The following is a 19,727-nucleotide window of genomic DNA, read 5'->3' as shown; positions in this document are numbered from 1 at the left end:
TTTAGGCACGCTCGCAAGAGTTGTAATTGAAGCCCGGCCATCGTGTCGGGCTTTTTTGTTTGTAACGTCTCTGTCTGTCAGTGTGACCCCATTGCCCTCTTCGTGAGGGCTTTTTTATTTGTGCTGTGTTGAGGCTTTGCCATGCATATTCGCGTAGAGCGCTTTTTGTCGGATGGTGATTCGACGGCGTCTGAGGTGTTTGTGGGTGGCGAGCGGGTGTGCTTTGGCCTTGAGGATGAGCGGCGCGATGTGAAGGTGGCAGGCGAGACGCGCATTCCTGCTGGTGTGTATTCGGTTGGGCTGCGAACGGTGGGCGGTTTTCATGCCCGGTATGCGAAGCGCTTTTCTGCGTTTCATCAGGGCATGTTGCATGTGCAGGGTGTGCCTGGCTTTGAGTTTATTTTGATCCACTGCGGCAACACAGATGCGGACACGGCTGGGTGCTTGCTGGTGGGCGATGATGTGGTGACCACGCACGCTGCAATGCGGCTGGTGGCCAGTGTTAGTGCCTACACGCGTTTGTATCGAATGGTTGTGGGCGCGGCGTTTGAGGGCGATCTGACGATTGCGTTTGTTGATTTAGATATGGGGGCGGCAGCGGCATGAGCTGGTCGAGCATTGCAAAAGATATTGGCAAGGTGGCGCCCCTGCTGGGCTCAGTATTGGCTGGACCTGCTGGCGGCACTGTTGGTGCTCTTGTTGCTGCTGGCCTTGGTGTTGATGGTGGTTCTGAGTCTGTCGCAAAGGCTCTTGGTGGGCCTGATGCGGTGGCTAAGCTCAAGCAAATTGAGGCGGATCATCGCGCCGAACTTGAGCAGATGGCAGTAGAGCTGGCAAAGGCTGAGATTGCGGATGTGCAGAATGCACGGGCGAATCATAAGCACAGCCCGATGCCTGCGGTGATTACGTTGGCGATGACCCTGATGGCGTTGGTGTATGGCTTGGCGTTGTTTCAGGTGGATGTGCCAGATGCGAACCGCGATATGGTGAATTACTTCGGTGGTCAGCTCATTGCGCTGTGGGTGGCAAGCGTTGTGTATTGGATTGGCACGACGCGGTCCAGTGCGGAGAAGACGAGGCTGATGTCTTGACTAACCCACACCGCTCACCCGATACGCGCTTCCTTGCGCGGTTGTTTAGCGTTGAAACCATTGGCGCTGTTATTGCTGCGGCGTTTGCTTTTGGTATGGGTTACAACGCGTTGGCAGCGAGCGACCAGCAGAACGCGGTGGCAATCAAGAGCGTAGAGGCTAAGGTCTCAGAGCTTAGCGGCAAGCAATCTGCCATTAGTGATGATGTGCAAGACATCAAGATTGATGTAGCCACGATAAAGGCCAATCAGGCCAACCAGGCCGAGCATCAGCGGCAAACCCGAGAGGACATTCAGCGCATTCTGCGCATTCTGCAATACGGCGCTCCCGTCAAACCATAGAGGTTACCCATGCGATTTCTGATTCTTTTCGCGCTTTTAATAGCGGGGCCAACGCTCGCCTGTGACCGGGTGAACGTGGGCATGCTGGTGACTCACTTTGAGTCTGGTGATTACAACGAAAACGGCCCGTTGATTGGCTGCGAGGGCATTGCTGGTAGTAACTGGAATCTGCGTTACATGCGCAATTCACACAGTTGGGACAGCTTCTTACTCACGCGGTATTTGCACGTTGTGACGGTTGGGCCTGTTGCGTTGGGTGGTGAGGTTGGGCTGGTAACTGGGTACCGAGAGAAGTTGCCGAGCTTGAGCAACATCGTCAACCCAGCGCTCGCCGGTCAGTTCGGCAAAGCCTGGCCATTAATGCAAAAGCTACACCCGTGGGCAATGGCAACGGCTCGATTACCTATCTCCGATAACGCGTCGACAACGCTTGCCTATTTCGGTGCGGGTGCGGCGCTGGTCTTCAGTGTAGAGCTGTAGGCAGGGGGGGTATAGGTTCTTCCGGGCGGGGGCACACCCCTCGACGGCAAGAGGCGCGTTTTTTGATTAATGGCTGGCTCCTAAGGGGGGTTGTCATGGCGAGGGGGTTTGGGTGTCGATCACGCTGACTGACAAGGCAACGCAAGTTGGCTTCGCTGGCTTGGTTGGTGTTTCCCGGCAGGCGATCCAAAAGCGCTGTGAGAAGGGCGACTTTAAGAAAGGCTTGAGCTACGCAGAGTGGCTGAAGGTTTATTGCGAGCTCTTGAGAGAAGAGGCGGCCGGCCGTGGGGGCGAGGCTGCTAGTGAGCTGACGACAGCGCGAATCGAGGAGTCCAGGGAAAAGACTCTGGCTATGAAATACGACCGTCTGGAGCGAGAGGGTGCGCTGGTAATCGCTGAGGACGTTTCCCGAATTTTGAGCGAGGTATTTGGCACGGTGCGCAGTCAGGTGAGCAACGCCGAAAGTAAGGTGTTGGAAGGCCTGCGATCGCAGCACCAGCTAGACGTTGACGATGAGTTTATCCGGGCTCCCTTCCGACTTGCCCTTGAGTCTGCTGCAAAACGCGCGGCAGAACTTGGCCAAGATATTATCGGAGACGATACAGCAGCTGGTACCACCGCCACCTGAGCCAACGGCGCAGTGGGCGCAGAAAAACATTGTGCTGCCTCGCGAAACTGGTGCACTGCAGCGAGAGTTTGACCTGTATTACGGCCCTCACTTGTACGGCATTTTTGCGGCAATTGATGACCCGGCAACACCGGAGATTTACTGCCAGAAAGCCGCACAGGTGCTGTGGACCACAGCCCTTATTTGTTACATCGCTAAGCGCATTTGTCGGCACCCGGGGGTCATTCTTGGGATGTTTGCCACCGACAGTGCTGCGAAGAAGTTCAGCCAAACCAAGTTCAACCCCATTGGCAAGGCAACGCCAGAGATCGCTAGTCGTATCAATTTCACCGGCAGTCGCAAGTCTGGTGGCAGCATGCTGCGCAAAGAGTTCGATGGCGGGTTCCTGGAAATGTTCGGGTCCAACGCCGCGGGGAACGTTAAGTCGACGACTGCCGATTTCGTTTTTGTGGAAGAGCCTGATGACGCCGCCGACAACGTAGGCGATCAGGGCGACTCGATCAAGCTGCTATTTGAGCGCACCAAGCGCGTTCGGTACCCAAAGAAAATTCTGGGCGGCACACCGTCGCTGAAAGGATTCAGCAAAGTTGGGCAATACATAGACCTTTCGGACAAGCGCGAATTGCCCGTCGCGTGCCATGACTGCGGTGAAAAGCACGTACTCGACTTCGAATACGTTCATGGTTGGCAAGCTGGCGATGAGCCCGTCGGCGAGAAGCACCCGATATATGCTTACAACCGCCCCGATATGGCGGTGTACTGCTGCCCCCATTGCGGCAGCGTGTGGGACGATTTCCAGCGCAAGGAAAACATTCGTAACACTGTGGCAGCGGCCATGGAAGAGGGCGACCCATACTGCGGCTGGGTGGCGACGCAGCCCTTCGCCGGTGTGGCTGGCTTTTACAATCTCAACGAACTGTACAGCTGCTTGCCAGGCGTTGGTGTTGTTGAGCTCGTTAAAGACTACTTAGAAGCCGAGCACTACGCCGCGATTGGCGACAACACCAAGCAGATCGTGTTTGTGAACTCAAAACTCGGCAAGCCCTACGAGCTGAAAGACAGCCGCGAAGATGCTGAGGTATATCGCGAGCGCGCGCTGGCAGACCCTGACTCGCAGCACGACGAACTGCACTGCCCCGAAAAAGGGCTGCTCGTCACGATCGGCATCGACGTTCAGCACAACCGTTTGGCAGTGATCATTCGTGCATGGGGGCGTGATGCTGAAAGCTGGCTGATGTACTGGGGCGAGATTGCAGCCGAGCGTCGCACGGCAGACGAAACCGATGCGGTCTGGTCGGCGCTTGATGACCTGGTATTCAGGCCCTTCAAACATGCGAGCGGCGCGGCCATTTATGCCTCGGCAATCTCCATTGACTCATCCGACGGCACCACCAGCGAGGCGGTGCTGAATTGGGTGCGTAGTCGCAGCAAGAAATATCCGAGCGTGCTGCTGATGGCAATTAAGGGGTCATCCAGCGTTGACCCTGAAATATTCACACAGCCCCGTGCGAAGAGCTTAGATCACCGGCGCCCCGACAAAATGACCAAGGCCGACCGCCTTGGCGTGAAGCTGTATTTCGTTGGCACCAACAAAGCGAAAGACCTGATCAGCACCAGCATGGGCTTTGAGGGTAGCGGCCCCGGCCGCTTCCACTACTACAACCCAGAGCAAATGCGCGCCGACTACTTCGAGCAAATGACTGGCGAAGCAAAGATACCGTCGCGTCGGCTCAAAGGTCGCAAAGTGTGGGAGCAAAAGCCGGGGCGGCCAATAGAAGCATGGGACTGCGAAGTCTACGCATTGCATGCCGCGAGAGCCCGCCGAGTGAACCAGCTGCGGCCATCGCAGTGGGACGACATGGAGCGGCAGCTCCTCCAAGCCAATCTATTTGACCAGGCTGGCGCGCTAATAGCCAAAGACATTGACGACGCCAAACCGACCGCGCGTCGCAAATCAAACTACTGGGACCGGTAATGGCATATACCCAAGAACACGTCGATGCACTCAAAGAGGCGATTGCCCTGGGTGCCACCGAAGTCACACATAACGGTAAAACGGTGAAATATCGCAGCTTAGCCGAAATGCGCTCGGTGCTCCGTTCGATGGAGGCGGATCTACAAGCCAGCAGTCAAAGCCGCGCGCCGCGTTACTACGCACCCACATTTGATAAGGGTTACCAGTAATGAACCTGCTCGATAAGAGCATTGCTGTTTTCTCGCCTCAGCGGGCTCTTAGTCGGGTGCGCGCGCGTGCCCAGATTAAAATGCTGGATGCCCAAAACGGCTACGACGCTGCCGGTAAAGGGCGGCGCAACACCTGGACGCGTGGCAGCGATACCAGCGCCAATGCTGAAATTCGCGCTGGCTTGCCGCTATTGCGTGCCCGGTCACGCGAGCTCGTGCGCAACAACCCCTACGCGGCAGCGGCTGTAAGGGTAATCACAACCAACACCGTGGGTACCGGTATTCGCCCTTACGCAACCGGCAATGCCAGAAAGCGTGTTGAAACTGCACAGCGCGAAATGAACCTGTGGGCCAGTAATACCGTTGCTGACTACGACGGCCTGCACACCCTCTACGGCATGGAAGCGCTGGCCATGCGCACCCTGGCCGAGTCGGGTGAGGCGCTTATTGTGCGGCAATTTAAGCGCACACCGGGCTTGCGCGTACCTCTGCGCTTGCGTGTGCTGGAGGGCGATTATCTCGACCACAACAAAAATGAGCGCATTGCCAGCGGCGAGCAAACTATTCAGGGCGTCGTGTTCGGCAAAGATGGTGAGCGGAAAGGTTATTGGCTATTTGACCAACACCCGGGTGAGCGCAGTGGTGCGCTAGCAACCAGCCGCTTTGTCTCGGCCGATCAGGTGATCCACCTGTTTGAAGTGCTTCGCCCGGGGCAAGTGCGCGGCATTCCGCGTGGCGTCGCTGCCTTTATGCGCATGAAAGCGCTCGACGATTTTCAGGACGCGCGCCTCGAGCAAATGAAGGTCGCGGCATGCTTCGGTGGCGTGATTAAAAACGAGGATCAAGACGCTAAGGGTGGATTGCTGCCAGAGCGTCTGGAGCCCGGCATGTTCCCCGAGCTGGGCTACGGGCAAGACGTAATCTTTAACAACCCACCCGCTGTGAGCGGCCACGCGGAATACGTAAACGAAGAACAGCGCGCCATCGCCATTGCGTATGGCGTCAGCTATGAGTCGCTCACCGGCAACCTGCGCCAAGTGAACTACTCCAGCGGCCGCATCGGCTGGCTGGAATTTCAGCGCAATATCGACCAATGGCGCGGCACCTTGCTAATCCCTCGGCTGTGTGGGCGCATTGCCCAATGGTGGAACGAAGCCGCCATGCTGGCAGGCATTGATACCACCGGCGTCGAATGGAGCTGGACCCCTCCACGGCGTGAACTGCAAGACCCAACGCGAGAAATCCCCGCCATGATCCTGGCGGCGCGAGCGGGCTACGAAAGCCTGTTCGATCAGATCCGCTCGCGTGGCGGCGACCCCGAGCAAGTTATGGACGAAATCAAAAAGCTCATCGATCTGCTCGACAAAAAAGGTTTCACCCTCGACACCGACCCGCGTCAGCCGGGCAACGGTCAGCGCAACCCTGAAGATGACGACGAAGTCGTTCAGCTAGCGGCGGCGCTGCTGCGTAAATAACTGGAGAACCTCCATGCACGGAAAACATCAACCACGCGCCAGTGCGCGAGGTGGCAACGCTACGTCTGCCAAAAATGCCATCAGCGCCAGCGGCGAGCTACTGCTCTACGGGATTATTGGCGACTGGTGGGATGACCTGGATGCCCTGGGTGTTGTGCGCCAGCTAGAGCGAATGGAGGGTGACGAAATCCGCGTGCGCATCCACTCCGATGGCGGCTACATCACTGAAGGCCTGGCGATCTACAACGCATTAAAGGGCTCGTCCAAGCGCGTGCATGTCACTATCGACGGCATCGCGGCCAGCATGGCCAGCGTGGTGGCTATGGCGGGCGACACTGTGGTCATGCCCAGCAATAGCTTTCTGATGATCCACAAGCCGTGGAATCGGGTGGCGGGCGACGCAGAAGAGCTGCGCCGTAGCGCCGATGTGCTGGACCAATTTGAAGAGTCTTTGATCGGTACCTATCACGCGCGCACCGGCATCGCTGAAGACCAAATCAAAGCCATGCTCGCTGCCGAAACGTGGATCAGTGCAAGCGAAGCTGTAGACATGGGCTTTGCTGACAGCATCACCGACCCACTGCAAGCAGCGGCCCAGCTAGACCTCAGCCGCTTCGGCAATGTGCCGGAAGCGGCCGCCCAACTGCTTTCGAACACACCGACGCCGCCGGCGCCGGCTAACCCTGCAGCACAAGCTGCAACACCCCAGCAAAACTTGGAGGGCGTTATGCCTCAAGCTAAAAAAACCGATGACGCGCCGGCAAATCAGCAGGCGCAGCAGCAACCCACTCCCCAGGCGAGCGCGACTGACGCTGTTGCCGCCGTAGAGCAAGAGCGCCGCCGTGTGGCGAGCATTCGCGCTCTGGGCAAAACTCACCGCCTCACCGACGACGAAGTGGGCGAAATGATCGACGACGGCACCGATGAGGCTCAGGCACGCAGCAAGGTGCTGGATATCCTCGCCAGTCGCGATGAGCAAACCATGCCGCGCGGCCACATTAGCGTGGTAGGTCACGACGGTGAAGCCCTGCGCGAAGGCATGAAGGCGGCAATTATGCACCGCGTTAACCCGGCGAAAAATGCCCTCCCTGACGCGGCTCGCGAATTCCGTGGCATGTCACTCATCGATATGGGGCGCATGGTTATTGAAGTGGGTGGTGGTACCGCGCGCGGCATGACGCCAATGGAAGTAGCGGCGAAGGCGCTGTCTACCTCCGACTTCCCGGCTATTCTGGCCGACGTTGCCAACAAAACCCTGCGCGAAGGCTACGAGGCGGCGCCGCGCACCTTTATGCCATTCTGTCGCGAGACAGAAGCGAGCGATTTCAAAAACATCAATCGCGCTCAGTTGGGTGAGGCACCCGAGCTGGAAAAGGTTAACGAGTCTGGCGAATTCAAGTACGGCAAAATGGGTGAAGACGGCGCTCGGTACCGTCTGGAAACCTTCGGCAAAATCATTCCGCTTACGCGCCAAACCATCATCAACGATGACCTGGATGCCTTCTCTCGCGTGCCTATCGCCTTTGGCGCGGCTGGAGCTGAGCTGGAAAGCAATGCTGTGTGGGGGTTGATTACTGACAACGTGAAAATGTCGGACGGCAAAGCTTTGTTCCACGCCGATCACGGCAACCTCGGCACCGCCGGTGCACTGGATGTTGCCACGCTGACTGAGGCGCGCAAGAAAATGCGTCGCCAAAAAGGCCTGAACACCAGCCGCCCGCTCAACCTCATGGCGCAATACCTGATTGTGCCGGCGGCATTGGAAACCAAGGGTCAGCAGATCCTTAGCGAAATTCTTTCGGCCAAAGCGGCCGACGTGAACCCGTTCGCGGGCACGCTGCAGCTGATCGTTGAGCCCCGCCTTGACGAGAAGAGCGAAACCGCTTGGTACCTGGCGGCGGCGCCGTCGCGCATCGACACCATTGAATACGCCTACCTGAGTGGCGAGCGTGGCGTGTACATCGAAACCCAGCAAGGCTTCGACGTAGACGGCGTGAAGATTAAAGCGCGCCTCGACTTCGGCGCGGGCGCCATCGACTATCGCGGCCTGTTCAAAAACGCAGGCGGCGCATAACCCTTCAGCCTTCAGCGCTGCCCGCGGTGGGTAGCGCTCACCATTTTGAGGATTTTACTCATGGCTAAAAACTTTGTTCTGCGCGGCAACGTGCTTACGGTTGTTGCGGCGGCGACTGTCGTTAGTGGCGACTTTCAGGTAGTGGAAGATGCTTTTGGCGTTGCAGCTACCAGTGCCGAGATTGGTGAAGAGTACGAGCTGGAAATCGGCGGCGTGTGGGAGCTTCCCAAGTCTACCGGAGTTGGCACCGGCGGCAATGCCCTGGTGGCGGCGTACTGGGACGCATCGGCCAAAAAGGTCACGGCAGTGTCGGTTGGCAACACCAAGGTAGGTGTATTTGCCTTGGTGGCAGCCGATGGAGCCGAAACTGCAGTCGTGCGCCTAAATAGCAACTTCTAATGGCGCTATTCGACCGCTGCGCAAAGGTGTTAAACACCGGCGTGCAGCAGGTGTTCGGTAACCCGCTGCGCATACCAGACGGCCACGGCGGCCAAAAGGTTGTGCGCGGGGTGCTTACCGAGGGCGTGGAGTACATGCTGGACTACCAGCAGGCCCCGGTCAAAGTGGCTACCATCGAAGCCCATCGGCAGGATATTCTGCACCTCAAGCCTGGCGATGTGTTTCGCGCTGCCAGCGCATGGAGCGTGAATAGCGGCCTGAGGTGGGATGACCCTCAGTATTGGGCGGGCGGCCGCGACTGGGTGTACGACCAGCGCATCAGCGACGACGGCCATTTCATTGTGGTGATCGTCAAGTGATCAGTCTCAAGCTGGAAAACATCGAGCAGCTGCGCAAAGCCTACGACCCCAAGCTGGTGGCGACTGCCCACAAGCGAGCCATCAACCTGACAGAGCGCAAGGCCAAAACCGAGGTAAGCCGTCGTGTGCGCGCTCGATACGCGGTGAAGGCGAAAGACATCGCTGCTGCGGTAAAGGTTAAACGCGGCAAGAATGACCCAACCATAGAGCGCGCGCTGATTTACACCGGCTACGCTATGCCGCTGCGGCGCTTCTCCACGCTCAAGCCGTCGCGCGTCGCTACGCCAAGAGGTCGGCGCTATGGCGCCAAAGCGCGGGTGCTAAAAGCCAGCAGGCAAAAGCTCACTGGCGGTTTTGTTATGCCGCTGGGTAACGGTGCCAAACTTATTGCGCAGCGCAAAACCAAACAAAGCGACAGCGCCACCAAGCAACTGTTTGGTCCATCCATCCCGTCAATGGTCGACTCGCCAGCCGTATTGGCAAGCGTGGCGCGAACGGTTGAAAAAACGCAGCGCGACGAGTTCGAGCGCCAAATGCAACTGCTGCTGGAAAAGGCGGGATATAAATGATCACCGAAATTATTGACCACCTTAAAGCCAGTGTTGGCGGCCTTAATCGCATTGAGCTGGCCTGGACCTTGGAGCCCGTGGAAGACCTTAAAGGCGAGGTGCCATTGCTAATGGTTTACCCCGGCGCCGACAAAGCCGCTACCAATGACTTTGACGGTATCACTCAGCAAAAGGTGGGGCGCCACATTGAGTTGCTGTTCGTCGATACCGTGGCGAACCTGGAGGCCAGTCGCAAAGCTGTGCAGCAACATTTGCTGGGCTTTCAGATTGGCGATGACTGGCTGCCTTGTCAGTTTGTGCAGGGCGACGTGCAAGGCATTCGCGGCAGCCACATCTGGTGGCGCGATACCTACATGACAGCTGAGCATATTCGCTCCAGCTAACTTTCCACACCCACTCACTTAACCCCTACAGGAGGCTGTAATGGCCCGTTCTGGCGGCAGCTATTTGCGTGACGAAAATGGCGATGAGCGTTTGTTGCATCGCACTGAAGAGGCCCCTCGCGGGCGCAAGGTGGCAGAGGATGACGCCGCCATTCCCTTTGATGTTGAGCCGGTATTTGAAGGCCCAACAGACCCTGAAACCGATGACAACACCAGCGAAAGCGAGGAAGGCTAATCATGCTCTACCGCAAAAAATACGTGCTTGCCAAAATCGAAGGCATCTATGGCGACGACTCCACTCCGGCGGGGGCTGATGCCATCCTAACCAAAAACTGCCAGATCAGTCCGCAGCAGGGCAACCGCGTGAGTCGCGACTTAGATCGCGCCGCCCTGGGTAACGACTTGGAAATTGCCACCGGCCTGAACACCAGCATCAGCTTCGATGTGGAGCTTGCGGGTGCGGGTGGCGCTGGCGATGTGCCTGGCTACGGCACCTTGCTGCGGGCGTGTGCGTTCTCTGAGGTGGTAACGCCGGGTACGTCTGTGGTGTATTCGCCAGTCTCCAGCGGCTTTGAGTCCGTCACGCTGTATTACTTCCACGATGGCGAGCTGCATAAAATGACCGGCGCACGTGGCACCGTGAGCTTCAATTTAAGCCGCGACGGCATCCCGATGATGAGTTTCACCTTCACCGGCCTGCACAACGACCCAACCGAACCCGTAGTCATCACGCCCGACACCAGTGCCTTCGTTAAGCCGCTGCCGGTTACCGAGGCCAACACACCGGTGTACACCGTGGACGGTTTCGATGTGCGCGCGGAAGAGTTCACCCTGGATATCGCCAACAGCGTGGTCTACCGCAATGTGGTGAACAGCGAGTCGGTGATCATTACCGACCGCGCGCCAGCGGGTACGCTCAAGTTTGAGCAAGAGCGCATTGCCGATAAAAACTTCTGGGCCCTGGCCAAAGCCGAAACCCTGGTGCCGGTCGCCATTGAGCACGGCACCACAGCGGGCAACATTGTGGCCATTGATGGCGCGCGCGTGCAGCTAAGCCAGCCAACGCTGAATGACAGCGACGGCCTCAGCGTTATGGGCATGAACACCCTGTGGGTGCCCTCCGATTCGGGTGATGACGAGGTGACCATCACGGTCAAATAACCGCGTTATCTGCTGAGCAGGGTGCCCGTCCGTCACCCTGCTCAGGCCCGATCCTTCCCACGGACACCATCAATAACTGAACACCCAACTCAACGGACAAACGGACCGAGGTATCACCATGGGCATTAAACTCGCCACCAAAAACACAGTAAAAACCACCATCACCTGCAAGGTGCCATCCAGCAAGCGCGCCGGCTACGACCGTCAAACCTTCGAGGCCGAAATTAAAAAACTCTACGGCGACGAGAAGAAAGACTTTCTTGAAAACATTCACGAGCGTCTGGATGTGGATATCGCTCGCGAAATGGTCGTAAAGCTCAACAAGCTGGACTGGTTCGCCACCGACGAAAATGGCGATGCGCTGAAGCTTAGCGACGAGGTGCTCGCCGACTTCTTCGACGTGATGGAAGAGCAGGGCGTGGACTACGTAATGGCCCCGCTCGCCAGCGAGTGCGTGAAAGTGCAAGACGAAGGCTTTCGCCGGATGCTTGAAGCAAAAAACTAGAAGCTGCTGGGCGGCAATGGGTGCAGCCGCCTGGTAAAGACGGCACCGAAGAAGATCGCGAATGGCTAAACCTGCCGGGCGCCACCGAGGCAGAGGAAGAAGACTTCTATCTGCTACCTGAAAACCACAAGGCGTGGGAGCTCTTCTGCGCGTGCAGCACCCAATGGCGAGTGGGAATGGCCGGCCCTACCGGGTTGGACTACCCCGCCGTCGAATCCGTTATGCGAATGTTCTACGTGAAACAAAAACACCAAAAAGACCTGCTCTGGCGCATACAGCACCTGGAGCGGGGCGCCCTTGCCGCCTGGAGTGACAAAGCCAATGGCTAGTCCTAAGCAATTCAAAACCGCCATCGTGATCACCGGCAATGCCGACGGCGCGATAAAGGTAACGAAGGCAACTGAGCGCGAGCTCGGCAAGCTTGAGAATCGTGGCAAAAGCGTAAGCGCGCAACTGAGTAATATTGCGGGTACTGGTGTTAAGTACGGCGCGGCCTTAGGTGGTACGGCAGCGGCGGGTGCGGCCATCATGATCAAGCAGCAGTTGGGCTTGATCGACTCCACTGCCAAAGTCTCGGACAAGCTCGGCATCGCCACTGAAAAGCTCACAGCGCTTCGATTGCAGGCTGAGCTGACTGGTGCGGGCCAGAAGACGCTGGACATGGGGTTGCAGCGCATGACTCGTCGTGTGGCTGAGGCGGCGCGCGGCACCGGTGAAGCGCAAGAGGCTATTAAGCAGCTAGGACTTGACGCTAAAGAATTGGCGCAGCTATCCCCGGACCAGCAGTTCGCCGCGATTGCCGATGCGATGGAGGGGGTTAGTAACCAAGGCGAGCGCGTGCGCCTGTCGTTCAAGCTGTTCGATAGCGAAGGTGTAGCCCTGGTTAACACTCTGCGTGGTGGCAGCGCAGCAGCCCTGGAAGCCCAGCAATTCACCGAGCAGTGGGGCCTTGCCTTAACGCGTGTTGACGCCAGCAAAATTGAACAAGCCAACGATGCAATGACATTGTTGAGTAGGGCGTCTGAGGGGTTCTGGAAGCAGCTAACCGTTAGGGTCAGTCCGGCCATAACAAAGGCAGCTGAAGAAGCTCTTGGTCTTGCTGAAGGGTATGGTACAGCCGCCGAGCTGGCTGATGCCGCCGTTGACACGATTGTTGACGGACTGGACTCGCTGGCAAACGCGGCCGTGGTGGTTGGCGCTGTAATGGTGGCTCGGCTTTATGGCCCAGCAATTCAGGGCTACGGGGCTATGACAGCAGCCCAGGTGGCAAACACGGCTGCCAGGCTAAAAAGCAATTTTGTTGTCTATGAGGGCGCGCGAGCAGAGGCTATTAATGCTGCGGCATTGAAAAAAAGCGCACTTGCCGAAGCTACAAAAGCTCGAGCAACGGTGGCGGCAGCGGCTGCTGAAGTCGAATCACAGAGGGCAGTGCTCGGCTCCATTAAGAGCGAAATGCAGCTTGAAATGGTGCGCCATAAAGCGCAGATAAGTCAGGCTGGCCGGACGGCATCTCAGCAGCGAATGATCGCTATCCGGGGAGAGCTGGCTGTAGCGACTGCGGCGCTGACCAAAGCAGAAGCGGCGCACGTGGCGACTCTTAATGCTCAGGCGGCTGCGACTGCGCGCGCCACTGCCGCCACAGCTAACTACACCTCTGCTGCGACTGCTGCAACACTAAGTGCGCGGGCGTTGGCCGCTGCGGGGTCTATTGCGTCTGGTGCAATGGCGATGCTGGGCGGGCCTGTGGGGGTTGCGGTTGTTGCTGCCGCTGGGCTTTATGCCTTCAGGGAAGAGCTTGGTTTAGTTGACACGACGGCGCGCACCGTTGCCAATGCGGTTTCTGACCTCTCTGATGAAATACGCGATCTCGACAGGGTCACCACAGAGGCGAATATTCGCGCGCTTGAGGCGGCAAAGGCAGACCTAGAGCGGCGCGCCAAGGACATCAGGTCGGCTAATCTTCGCGGCACTGGTGCGCTCAAAAACCGTGGTGGCATTTTAGGCTTCAGCCGTGACCAGCTGCACGGCGAATCTGAGGCTTTGACTGAAGTTGAGTCCTCGTTGGCGATGCTGACAGGGCAGCTAGGCGCCTTTAATGCCCGGCTAGCAGACATAGATGCCGGTGATGCTGCCGATCGCGAAAGGCTGCTGGAGCAAGAGGCAGAGAAAAACAAAGAGATCAGCGCGCGAATCGCCTTGCTCAAAGAGGAGAACGCACTCTTAAAGCTGGGCTACACCCTGGAAGAAGCAAAATTTGTCGCTGCATATGCGTCAGCCAATGCCGTTACTCAGGCGCTGATGCGACAGCAGCGAGAGCAAAAGGGGATCATTGACGGTTATAAAGAAGCTGAAACAGTAGCGAAAAAGCTGTCTAAAGCGGCTGAAAAAAGTGCTCAAGAGCTTGCCTCCAAGCTTGATAATTTTTTGTCAGACGGTTTCGACAGCAAGGCCTTTGAGGCATTCGACCAGCTCGGTAAATCCATGTACGGCGTGGTCGATGCGCTGAATGAAATGGTGGATCGCCAGGCGGCTTTCAACGAACTGAAAGCGGCCGAGGGCATTACTGCCGAGCAAGTCGCCAAGATCAATGCGCGGCAAGCGCAAAACCAGATATCCGCCTACGGCGATATTACTGGCGCAGCGAAAGGCTTTTTTAAAGAAAAAACAGACGGCTACAAAGCGCTTGAGAAGGCCGAGATGGCATTCAGGGCAGTAGAGCTAGCCATGAGCTTAAAGTCCATCGCGATGAATGCCGCTGAAGTCGCTGCGAAGATGGCAAAAAACGCAGCGCTTTTCCTCTCCACTGGCAAGCTGGCGCTCAGCTCGTCTCTGACTATTCCACCTCCTGCCAGCTTTGCTGCGTTTGGCGCAACGCTGGCTGCCCTCGCATCCATTGGGTGGAAAGGCGGCAGCGGCGGCGGTGCCTCAATCTCCAGCCAAATTCAGGAATCCCAAGGCACCGGCACTGTGTTAGGTGACAAGTCAGCGAAGTCGGAGAGTGCATTCAAGGCGCTTGATCTAATGGAGAGCCACCTGGATGGAATTCTTGGCGTCAATGTCGGAATGCTTGGCGAGCTGCAAAGCCTCAATGCGAATATTGCAGGGCTGGGTAATTTGCTTGGTCGCAAATTAGACTTTCGCGGCGGCTTGGTTTCGGCAAACACGGGCTTCTCGTCGAGTTCGTTAGACGCGTATAACAACTACTCTGTGCTAGGCAATGCGGGCGGTGCAAGCGGTGCTTACGACGTTGCAAATAGCCTGTCGCTGGGGATGCTGGATTTCGCCACGCTCGGTGTCGGCGGCAAGGTGGGCGAGTTTGTCGATGATGTTATCGGCTCGGTAGTCAGTGGCATCAGTAGCAAGAAAAGCAAAAAAGTAGATGAGGGTCTCAAGCTTGCGGGTGGCGCCATAGCCGAGATCATGGAGCAGGGCGTTGTAGATGCGTTTGCCTATGCGCGCATCCGTACCAAAAAGAAAAAGTGGGGAAATACAAAAACCAGCTACTCCACCAAAACCAAAGAGCTGGGCGACGAGATTAGCGGGCAATTTGGGCAGATCATCGGCAGCATCTATGGCGCGGCCGCTGACTTTGTAGACCTTACTGGTGTGGGTAGCTTTGCTAGTCTCACGGCGTTTGAAGGCCTGAAAATCTCGACAAAAGGCCTTAGCGCCGAGGAAGCTCAAGCCGAGATAGAGGCGGTGTTATCTAACTTTGCTGACACCGTGGCCACTAGCGTAATGCCTGCGGTTGTCGAGTTTCAGAATGTTGGTGAGGGGGCGTTTGAAACCCTGTCTCGCCTGGCGACGCAGTCGCTAATATTGGGCGATATCACCGACAGCTTGGGAATGTCATTATCTCGCCAAGATATGCTTTTCGCGGCTGATGCCATCGCAGAGTTATCCGGCGGGCTTGAGTCTTTCGCAGGAAACGCCAGCAACTTTGTCGATATTGCGCTTAGCGATGCGGAAAAATTCGAACGCCTAACCGCCGGCCTGGGTACCGTTTTTGCAGAGCTGGGTGAAGAAGTGCCTGACTCGCGGGCGTCGCTGTCTGAGTTCGTCCGCAGTCTCGACCTCACCACCGAATCAGGCCAGCAAGCCTTTACCGCCGTTACCGCGGCAAGCGAATTGCTGGGCGACTTTTTCGACCAGCTGGAAGACTATGCCGGTGCTGCCTATCGCTTTGATACGGCGCTGGGTATTGAGGATGGATCCAAGCCGCTGAGTGAGGCGCTGGCGCAGGTGGGGCTGAACCTCGACATAGTGGAAACCGCGGCCGCCGGTGGCAGTGTTGCGCTGCAAGCCTTGTTTGTCGACTTAACCGACACACAAAAGGCGGGGCTTGAGCCCTTCGCTGATGCTATTAAAGCGCTGCTGCCAGTATCCAAGGATGCGGCGGCCATCCTTAATGAGCGCACCCAGCTGGAGACGCAATTACTGCAATTGCAGGGGAATACGGCAGAGCTGCGCCGTCGGGAGCGCGAGGCCATCGATGAGAGCAATCGCGCACTCTATGACCAAATTCAAGCGCTAAAGGATCAGCAGTCGGCGGCCGCAGAGGCGGTGCGGGCCATGGAGCAAATGCAGGGCATAGCGCAAGGCATTCGCGAATACCTGTCTGGCCTGGCGATTAGTGAGTACCAGGGTAATCCTTTGGAGCAATCCAATACAGCCATGCAGCAGTTTCGGGCGCTGGCGCAGTCGGCGTTGGCGGGTGATGCCGAAGCAGCGCAGCAGCTCACGGGTGCCGCGTCGTCGGCGCTAAGCTTGGGTGAGGCTGCCTTTGCCAGCGGCGCACAGTTTCAGGCCTTGTATAGCGAGGTAAAAAACACCTTGGCTAACGTGGCAGACAACATCAATATCGAAAGCTACGAAGAGGCCATGCTGCGCCTGCAGCAAGAACAGATCGATGCGCTCGATGCCTTGGGCAATAGCCTAACTGTTGAGCTAACGGCCACGGCAAAGTCAGAGATCGAAAAGCTGATCACGTTCGTGACCGACACCGACCAACTCCCCGACGATCTCAAGGCGCTTGCGCTCTCTGCCGGTGGGGTATTTACCAAAACGGTCGACTTTATTGCCGGGCAGGTACTGCCGGTAGACTTGCGCAATCTCGCCCTGGACACCGCCTCAACGCTGACCAAGACAGCCAACTTTGTGGTGGGCTCGCAGCTGTCGGATGACTTAAAACGCTTGGCGCTAAACGCGGTGGGCAGCTATTCGGCCACGGTCGACTTTTTTGTGGGGGCAGAGCTGTCGGCAGACCTGAAAGCGCTTGCGCTGGGGTCGGGCAATAGCTTTGCCAAAACGATCAACTACCTGGTTGGCTCTCAGCCTGATGAGTCGATGATTGCGCTGGCAATTGGCACGGGCAATATCTACCAGGCGGTGGTCGACTACATTGTTGGTACCACGCTGCCCGATGATGCCAAGGCCCTTGCCCTTGGTGCCGGCAATAACTTTGCGGCCGCGGTCGACTTTGTTGTTGGGGCTGACCTGCCTGCGGATCTAAAGCGCCTGGCGCTGGAGTCATCCGGCGACTTTATCCAGACCATCGACTTTGTGCTGGGTGCAGACCTCAGCCACGACAACAAGCTGTTAGCGCTCTCAACGGCGGGCACCCTGGCGAAAACAGTCGACTTCGTCTCTGGCCAACAGCTGTCGCCAGAGATCATGGAGCTGGCGCTCGCCGAGTCCCGCAGCATTATGACCACCGTCAATGCCATGCTTGCGTCAGATGCCGACGTAGACGCCATCGCGCTGGCAAACCTGGGCGACAACTTCCTCAGCACCACGGTAACGGCGCTGTTGGATAGCGGCTCAGACCAACAAGCCATTAACCTGGCTGTCGGCGTTGGCGGCGAAATCGTCAAATACGTGAAGGCGCTAAAAGCCAGCGGCTACGACTATCAGGCGGCATCCATCGCGCAGGCCTATAGCAGCACCATTACCAAAACCATACAGGCCTCGGGTGGGTACCTGAATGCCGATCAGCAGGCCATTTTGAACGCGCTGAATGGTGAGGCTAATGTCAACCTCGATGGCGATGTGCTGCTGCGCACCGATGCAACACTAGGCGATTTGCTTTCTGCGATAAAAGACAGCACACAAACAACATCCTATGGATTAAGCAATGTCAGAAGTTTGCTCGATACCATACGAAACACTAGCGGCCAGATCGCGGTGGATGTGGCGGGGCACTATAACGCATTCACAAGAACGCTCGGCAGCCGCGACCGTGTGCGGGTCATGTCGGACTATGGTAAAGCACTGGCTGACGATCGCCTGCGCAAGTTCGCCAAAGGCGGAGCCTTCACCAATAGCATTGTCGACTCACCCACGCGCTTCAGCTTTGGCGAAATGGGCGAGGCAGGCCCCGAGGCCATCATGCCGCTGCACAAAGGCCCTGATGGCTCCCTGGGTGTTCGCGCACAAAGTCCGGCGTTTGACGACCGTCGAATGGTTGAAGCAATCGCTACGCTCAATCGTGAGGTTGAACACCAAACCCGCCTTAACGCCGAAGCGGCCCGCCAAACTGTTGCTGAGCTCAAGCGTCTGAACCGGCGCGTAGCCGACATAGAGGCCGAGCTGGAAACGGCGCGAGTAGTAAGCTGATGGGCGTGTGGGCAATTGACATAGCAGCATGGGACGCCGCCAACCAGCCGGTAACCCTGCGCTACGCCAGCGGCGACTATACCGAGCAAGACGGCAGCAATTTCCATTACTACGCGCCACGGCTGGTGCAGCCAGCCATTGTTAACCTGGTCGCATTTACCGGCGAGCTGCTACCGAGCATTGGTGGCGAGGCCAGTATTGGCAGTGTTGAACTGCTCAATACCGACGGCGAGCTGGATGCCCTGGTTGACTACGCGGTGGACGGCCGTGCACTCACCTTGCGCTATATCCACGGCGGCATTGCTACGCCAGTGCTGACGGCCACCGTGGAGCGCATGCGTTTTTCAGAGCGGCGCATCACACTGTCGCTGCGTAACCCGCTTGCCATGCTAGAGCAACCAGTGCCCGGCAGCCGCTACGCGGGCGATAACAGCTTGCCCGACGGCGTTGAGGGTACTGCCGACGACATAGGCGGCACGCGCAAACCCCTGGTATTTGGCGAGGTAAGCAATGCCAGCCCGGTACTGGTGAACACCGCCAAACTTATTTACCAAGTGCATGACGGCGCAGACGTCACCATTACCGAGGTGCGCGACCGTGGCGTTGCGCTCACCTTTGGTGGCGCGGCCACCGACCTAACCGACCTGCTCACAACGCCGCCTGCGGCGGGCGAGTGGCGGCGCTACCAAGGCTATTTCGCTCTGGGTGCTGCTGGGCAGGCAATAACCTGCGACGCCGCGCGCACCGGCACACTAGCAGGCGACGTGTTTGCCGAGCTGGCGGCGCTCTATGCGCTGAGCGTGCCCGCTGGCGACGTGGCGGCGCTGAATGCCGTGGGCGCGGTAGGGCTAACCGTTACTGATGACGCCACCGGGCAAGAGCTGCTTGCGCGGCTCGCTCAAGGTGTTGGTGCGCTATGGTGGCAGGATGCAGCGGGCGACCTCCGTGCGCGCATTCTCTCGGCGCCGGCGGTATCGGCAGATGCCACCATTGAAGACTGGCAAATTACCGGCCTTTCGCGCTCGGCCACGGGCAGTGGTGGCAACGGCCTGCCCGTGAGCAGCGTTACCGTGCAGGCCGACAAAATCGAAACCGTGCAGGAAGACCTGGCAGCAGCCGCGCCAAACCAAGCGCGCTACGCCAGCGAATACCGCGACGCCGTGGCAGAAAGCGCGCCAACACTTGCGCGCCACCCACTTAGCAAGGCAATCACCCTTATTAGCCCGCTGCGCAGCGTTAGCGACGCCGCCGGTTTGGCGTCCAGCCTGCTGGCGTTGCTATCGGTACGCCGCGACACCGTGGAGTGCCGTGTAGTGCTAAGCGATGCCGAGCTGGCGGCGCTGGCACTCGGCGCCACCGTAAAGCTAAACACCAGTCGCCTTGGCTACCCGCGCAATTTTGTGCTGCTGGGGCGCCGGCCCGATGCCAAGCGCGACCGCCTAACCTTAATTCTGTGGGGCTAA

General features: G+C 57.9%; 19 protein-coding genes. All 19 read left to right on the top strand.

What is annotated here, in order from left to right; genetic code table 11:
* Positions 1 to 141: 141 nt before the first annotated feature.
* The 19 genes from AC2Q8J_RS04390 (at position 142) to AC2Q8J_RS04300 (ending at position 19,727) form a co-directional block, all read left to right on the top strand.
* A complete protein-coding gene (locus AC2Q8J_RS04390; RefSeq protein WP_486452208.1) occupies positions 142 to 606 on the top strand; it encodes a DUF5675 family protein in 465 nt (154 codons plus the stop codon).
* Complete coding sequence (locus tag AC2Q8J_RS04385; protein WP_486452207.1) at positions 603 to 1,091, top strand: hypothetical protein; 489 nt, start codon at positions 603 to 605, stop codon at positions 1,089 to 1,091. Before AC2Q8J_RS04390 ends, AC2Q8J_RS04385 begins: the two co-directional genes overlap by 4 nt.
* Entirely contained in the window at positions 1,088 to 1,432 is a 345-nt protein-coding gene (locus AC2Q8J_RS04380; protein WP_486452206.1) for a hypothetical protein, read from the top strand. The genes AC2Q8J_RS04385 and AC2Q8J_RS04380 overlap by 4 nt, the downstream gene beginning before the upstream one ends.
* 9 nt (positions 1,433 to 1,441) lie before the next feature.
* Positions 1,442 to 1,912 (top strand): hypothetical protein, encoded by a 471-nt coding sequence (locus tag AC2Q8J_RS04375; protein ID WP_486452205.1) that lies wholly within the window; start codon positions 1,442 to 1,444, stop codon positions 1,910 to 1,912.
* A 112-nt stretch (positions 1,913 to 2,024) separates the two neighbouring features.
* Positions 2,025 to 2,540, top strand: a complete 516-nt coding sequence (locus tag AC2Q8J_RS04370) for a hypothetical protein (protein ID WP_486452204.1) — start codon at positions 2,025 to 2,027, stop codon at positions 2,538 to 2,540.
* Entirely contained in the window at positions 2,488 to 4,515 is a 2,028-nt protein-coding gene (locus tag AC2Q8J_RS04365; RefSeq protein WP_486452203.1) for a phage terminase large subunit family protein, read from the top strand. Before AC2Q8J_RS04370 ends, AC2Q8J_RS04365 begins: the two co-directional genes overlap by 53 nt.
* The gene (locus tag AC2Q8J_RS04360) at positions 4,515 to 4,724 is read left to right on the top strand and encodes a phage head-tail joining protein (protein ID WP_486452202.1); all 210 of its coding nucleotides are present in this window, start codon (positions 4,515 to 4,517) and stop codon (positions 4,722 to 4,724) included. Before AC2Q8J_RS04365 ends, AC2Q8J_RS04360 begins: the two co-directional genes overlap by 1 nt.
* Positions 4,724 to 6,199 carry a phage portal protein gene (locus AC2Q8J_RS04355; RefSeq protein ID WP_486452201.1) on the top strand — a complete coding sequence of 492 codons (1,476 nt, stop codon included), beginning with the start codon at positions 4,724 to 4,726 and terminating at the stop codon, positions 6,197 to 6,199. The genes AC2Q8J_RS04360 and AC2Q8J_RS04355 overlap by 1 nt, the downstream gene beginning before the upstream one ends.
* A 13-nt stretch (positions 6,200 to 6,212) precedes the next feature.
* The gene (locus tag AC2Q8J_RS04350) at positions 6,213 to 8,273 is read left to right on the top strand and encodes a ClpP-like prohead protease/major capsid protein fusion protein (protein WP_486452200.1); all 2,061 of its coding nucleotides are present in this window, start codon (positions 6,213 to 6,215) and stop codon (positions 8,271 to 8,273) included.
* A 60-nt stretch (positions 8,274 to 8,333) separates the two neighbouring features.
* Entirely contained in the window at positions 8,334 to 8,672 is a 339-nt protein-coding gene (locus AC2Q8J_RS04345; protein ID WP_486452199.1) for a DUF2190 family protein, read from the top strand.
* The gene (locus tag AC2Q8J_RS04340; protein ID WP_486452198.1) at positions 8,672 to 9,031 is read left to right on the top strand and encodes a hypothetical protein; all 360 of its coding nucleotides are present in this window, start codon (positions 8,672 to 8,674) and stop codon (positions 9,029 to 9,031) included. Before AC2Q8J_RS04345 ends, AC2Q8J_RS04340 begins: the two co-directional genes overlap by 1 nt.
* Positions 9,028 to 9,600 (top strand): phage tail protein, encoded by a 573-nt coding sequence (locus tag AC2Q8J_RS04335; RefSeq protein ID WP_486452197.1) that lies wholly within the window; start codon positions 9,028 to 9,030, stop codon positions 9,598 to 9,600. Before AC2Q8J_RS04340 ends, AC2Q8J_RS04335 begins: the two co-directional genes overlap by 4 nt.
* Positions 9,597 to 9,983 (top strand): phage tail terminator protein, encoded by a 387-nt coding sequence (locus tag AC2Q8J_RS04330; protein WP_486452196.1) that lies wholly within the window; start codon positions 9,597 to 9,599, stop codon positions 9,981 to 9,983. The genes AC2Q8J_RS04335 and AC2Q8J_RS04330 overlap by 4 nt, the downstream gene beginning before the upstream one ends.
* Positions 9,984 to 10,023: 40 nt before the next feature.
* Positions 10,024 to 10,218: a hypothetical protein gene (locus AC2Q8J_RS04325; RefSeq protein ID WP_486452195.1), complete on the top strand. Its 195-nt coding sequence runs from the start codon at positions 10,024 to 10,026 to the stop codon at positions 10,216 to 10,218.
* A 2-nt stretch (positions 10,219 to 10,220) separates the two neighbouring features.
* Complete coding sequence (locus tag AC2Q8J_RS04320; RefSeq protein WP_486452194.1) at positions 10,221 to 11,144, top strand: phage tail tube protein; 924 nt, start codon at positions 10,221 to 10,223, stop codon at positions 11,142 to 11,144.
* A 118-nt stretch (positions 11,145 to 11,262) separates the two neighbouring features.
* Positions 11,263 to 11,649 (top strand): hypothetical protein, encoded by a 387-nt coding sequence (locus AC2Q8J_RS04315; RefSeq protein WP_486452193.1) that lies wholly within the window; start codon positions 11,263 to 11,265, stop codon positions 11,647 to 11,649.
* 20 nt (positions 11,650 to 11,669) lie between these two features.
* A complete protein-coding gene (locus AC2Q8J_RS04310; protein ID WP_486452192.1) occupies positions 11,670 to 11,978 on the top strand; it encodes a DUF1799 domain-containing protein in 309 nt (102 codons plus the stop codon).
* On the top strand, positions 11,971 to 18,264 hold the full coding sequence (locus AC2Q8J_RS04305; protein ID WP_486452191.1) for a hypothetical protein: 6,294 nt from the start codon (positions 11,971 to 11,973) through the stop codon (positions 18,262 to 18,264). Before AC2Q8J_RS04310 ends, AC2Q8J_RS04305 begins: the two co-directional genes overlap by 8 nt.
* Positions 18,265 to 18,269: 5 nt before the next feature.
* Positions 18,270 to 19,727, top strand: coding sequence for a hypothetical protein (locus AC2Q8J_RS04300; protein ID WP_486452190.1), 1,458 nt, complete (start codon positions 18,270 to 18,272; stop codon positions 19,725 to 19,727).

Source organism: Spongiibacter sp. C9W (genome assembly GCF_057370015.1).
This window is presented reverse-complemented; position numbering and strand designations above follow the sequence as displayed.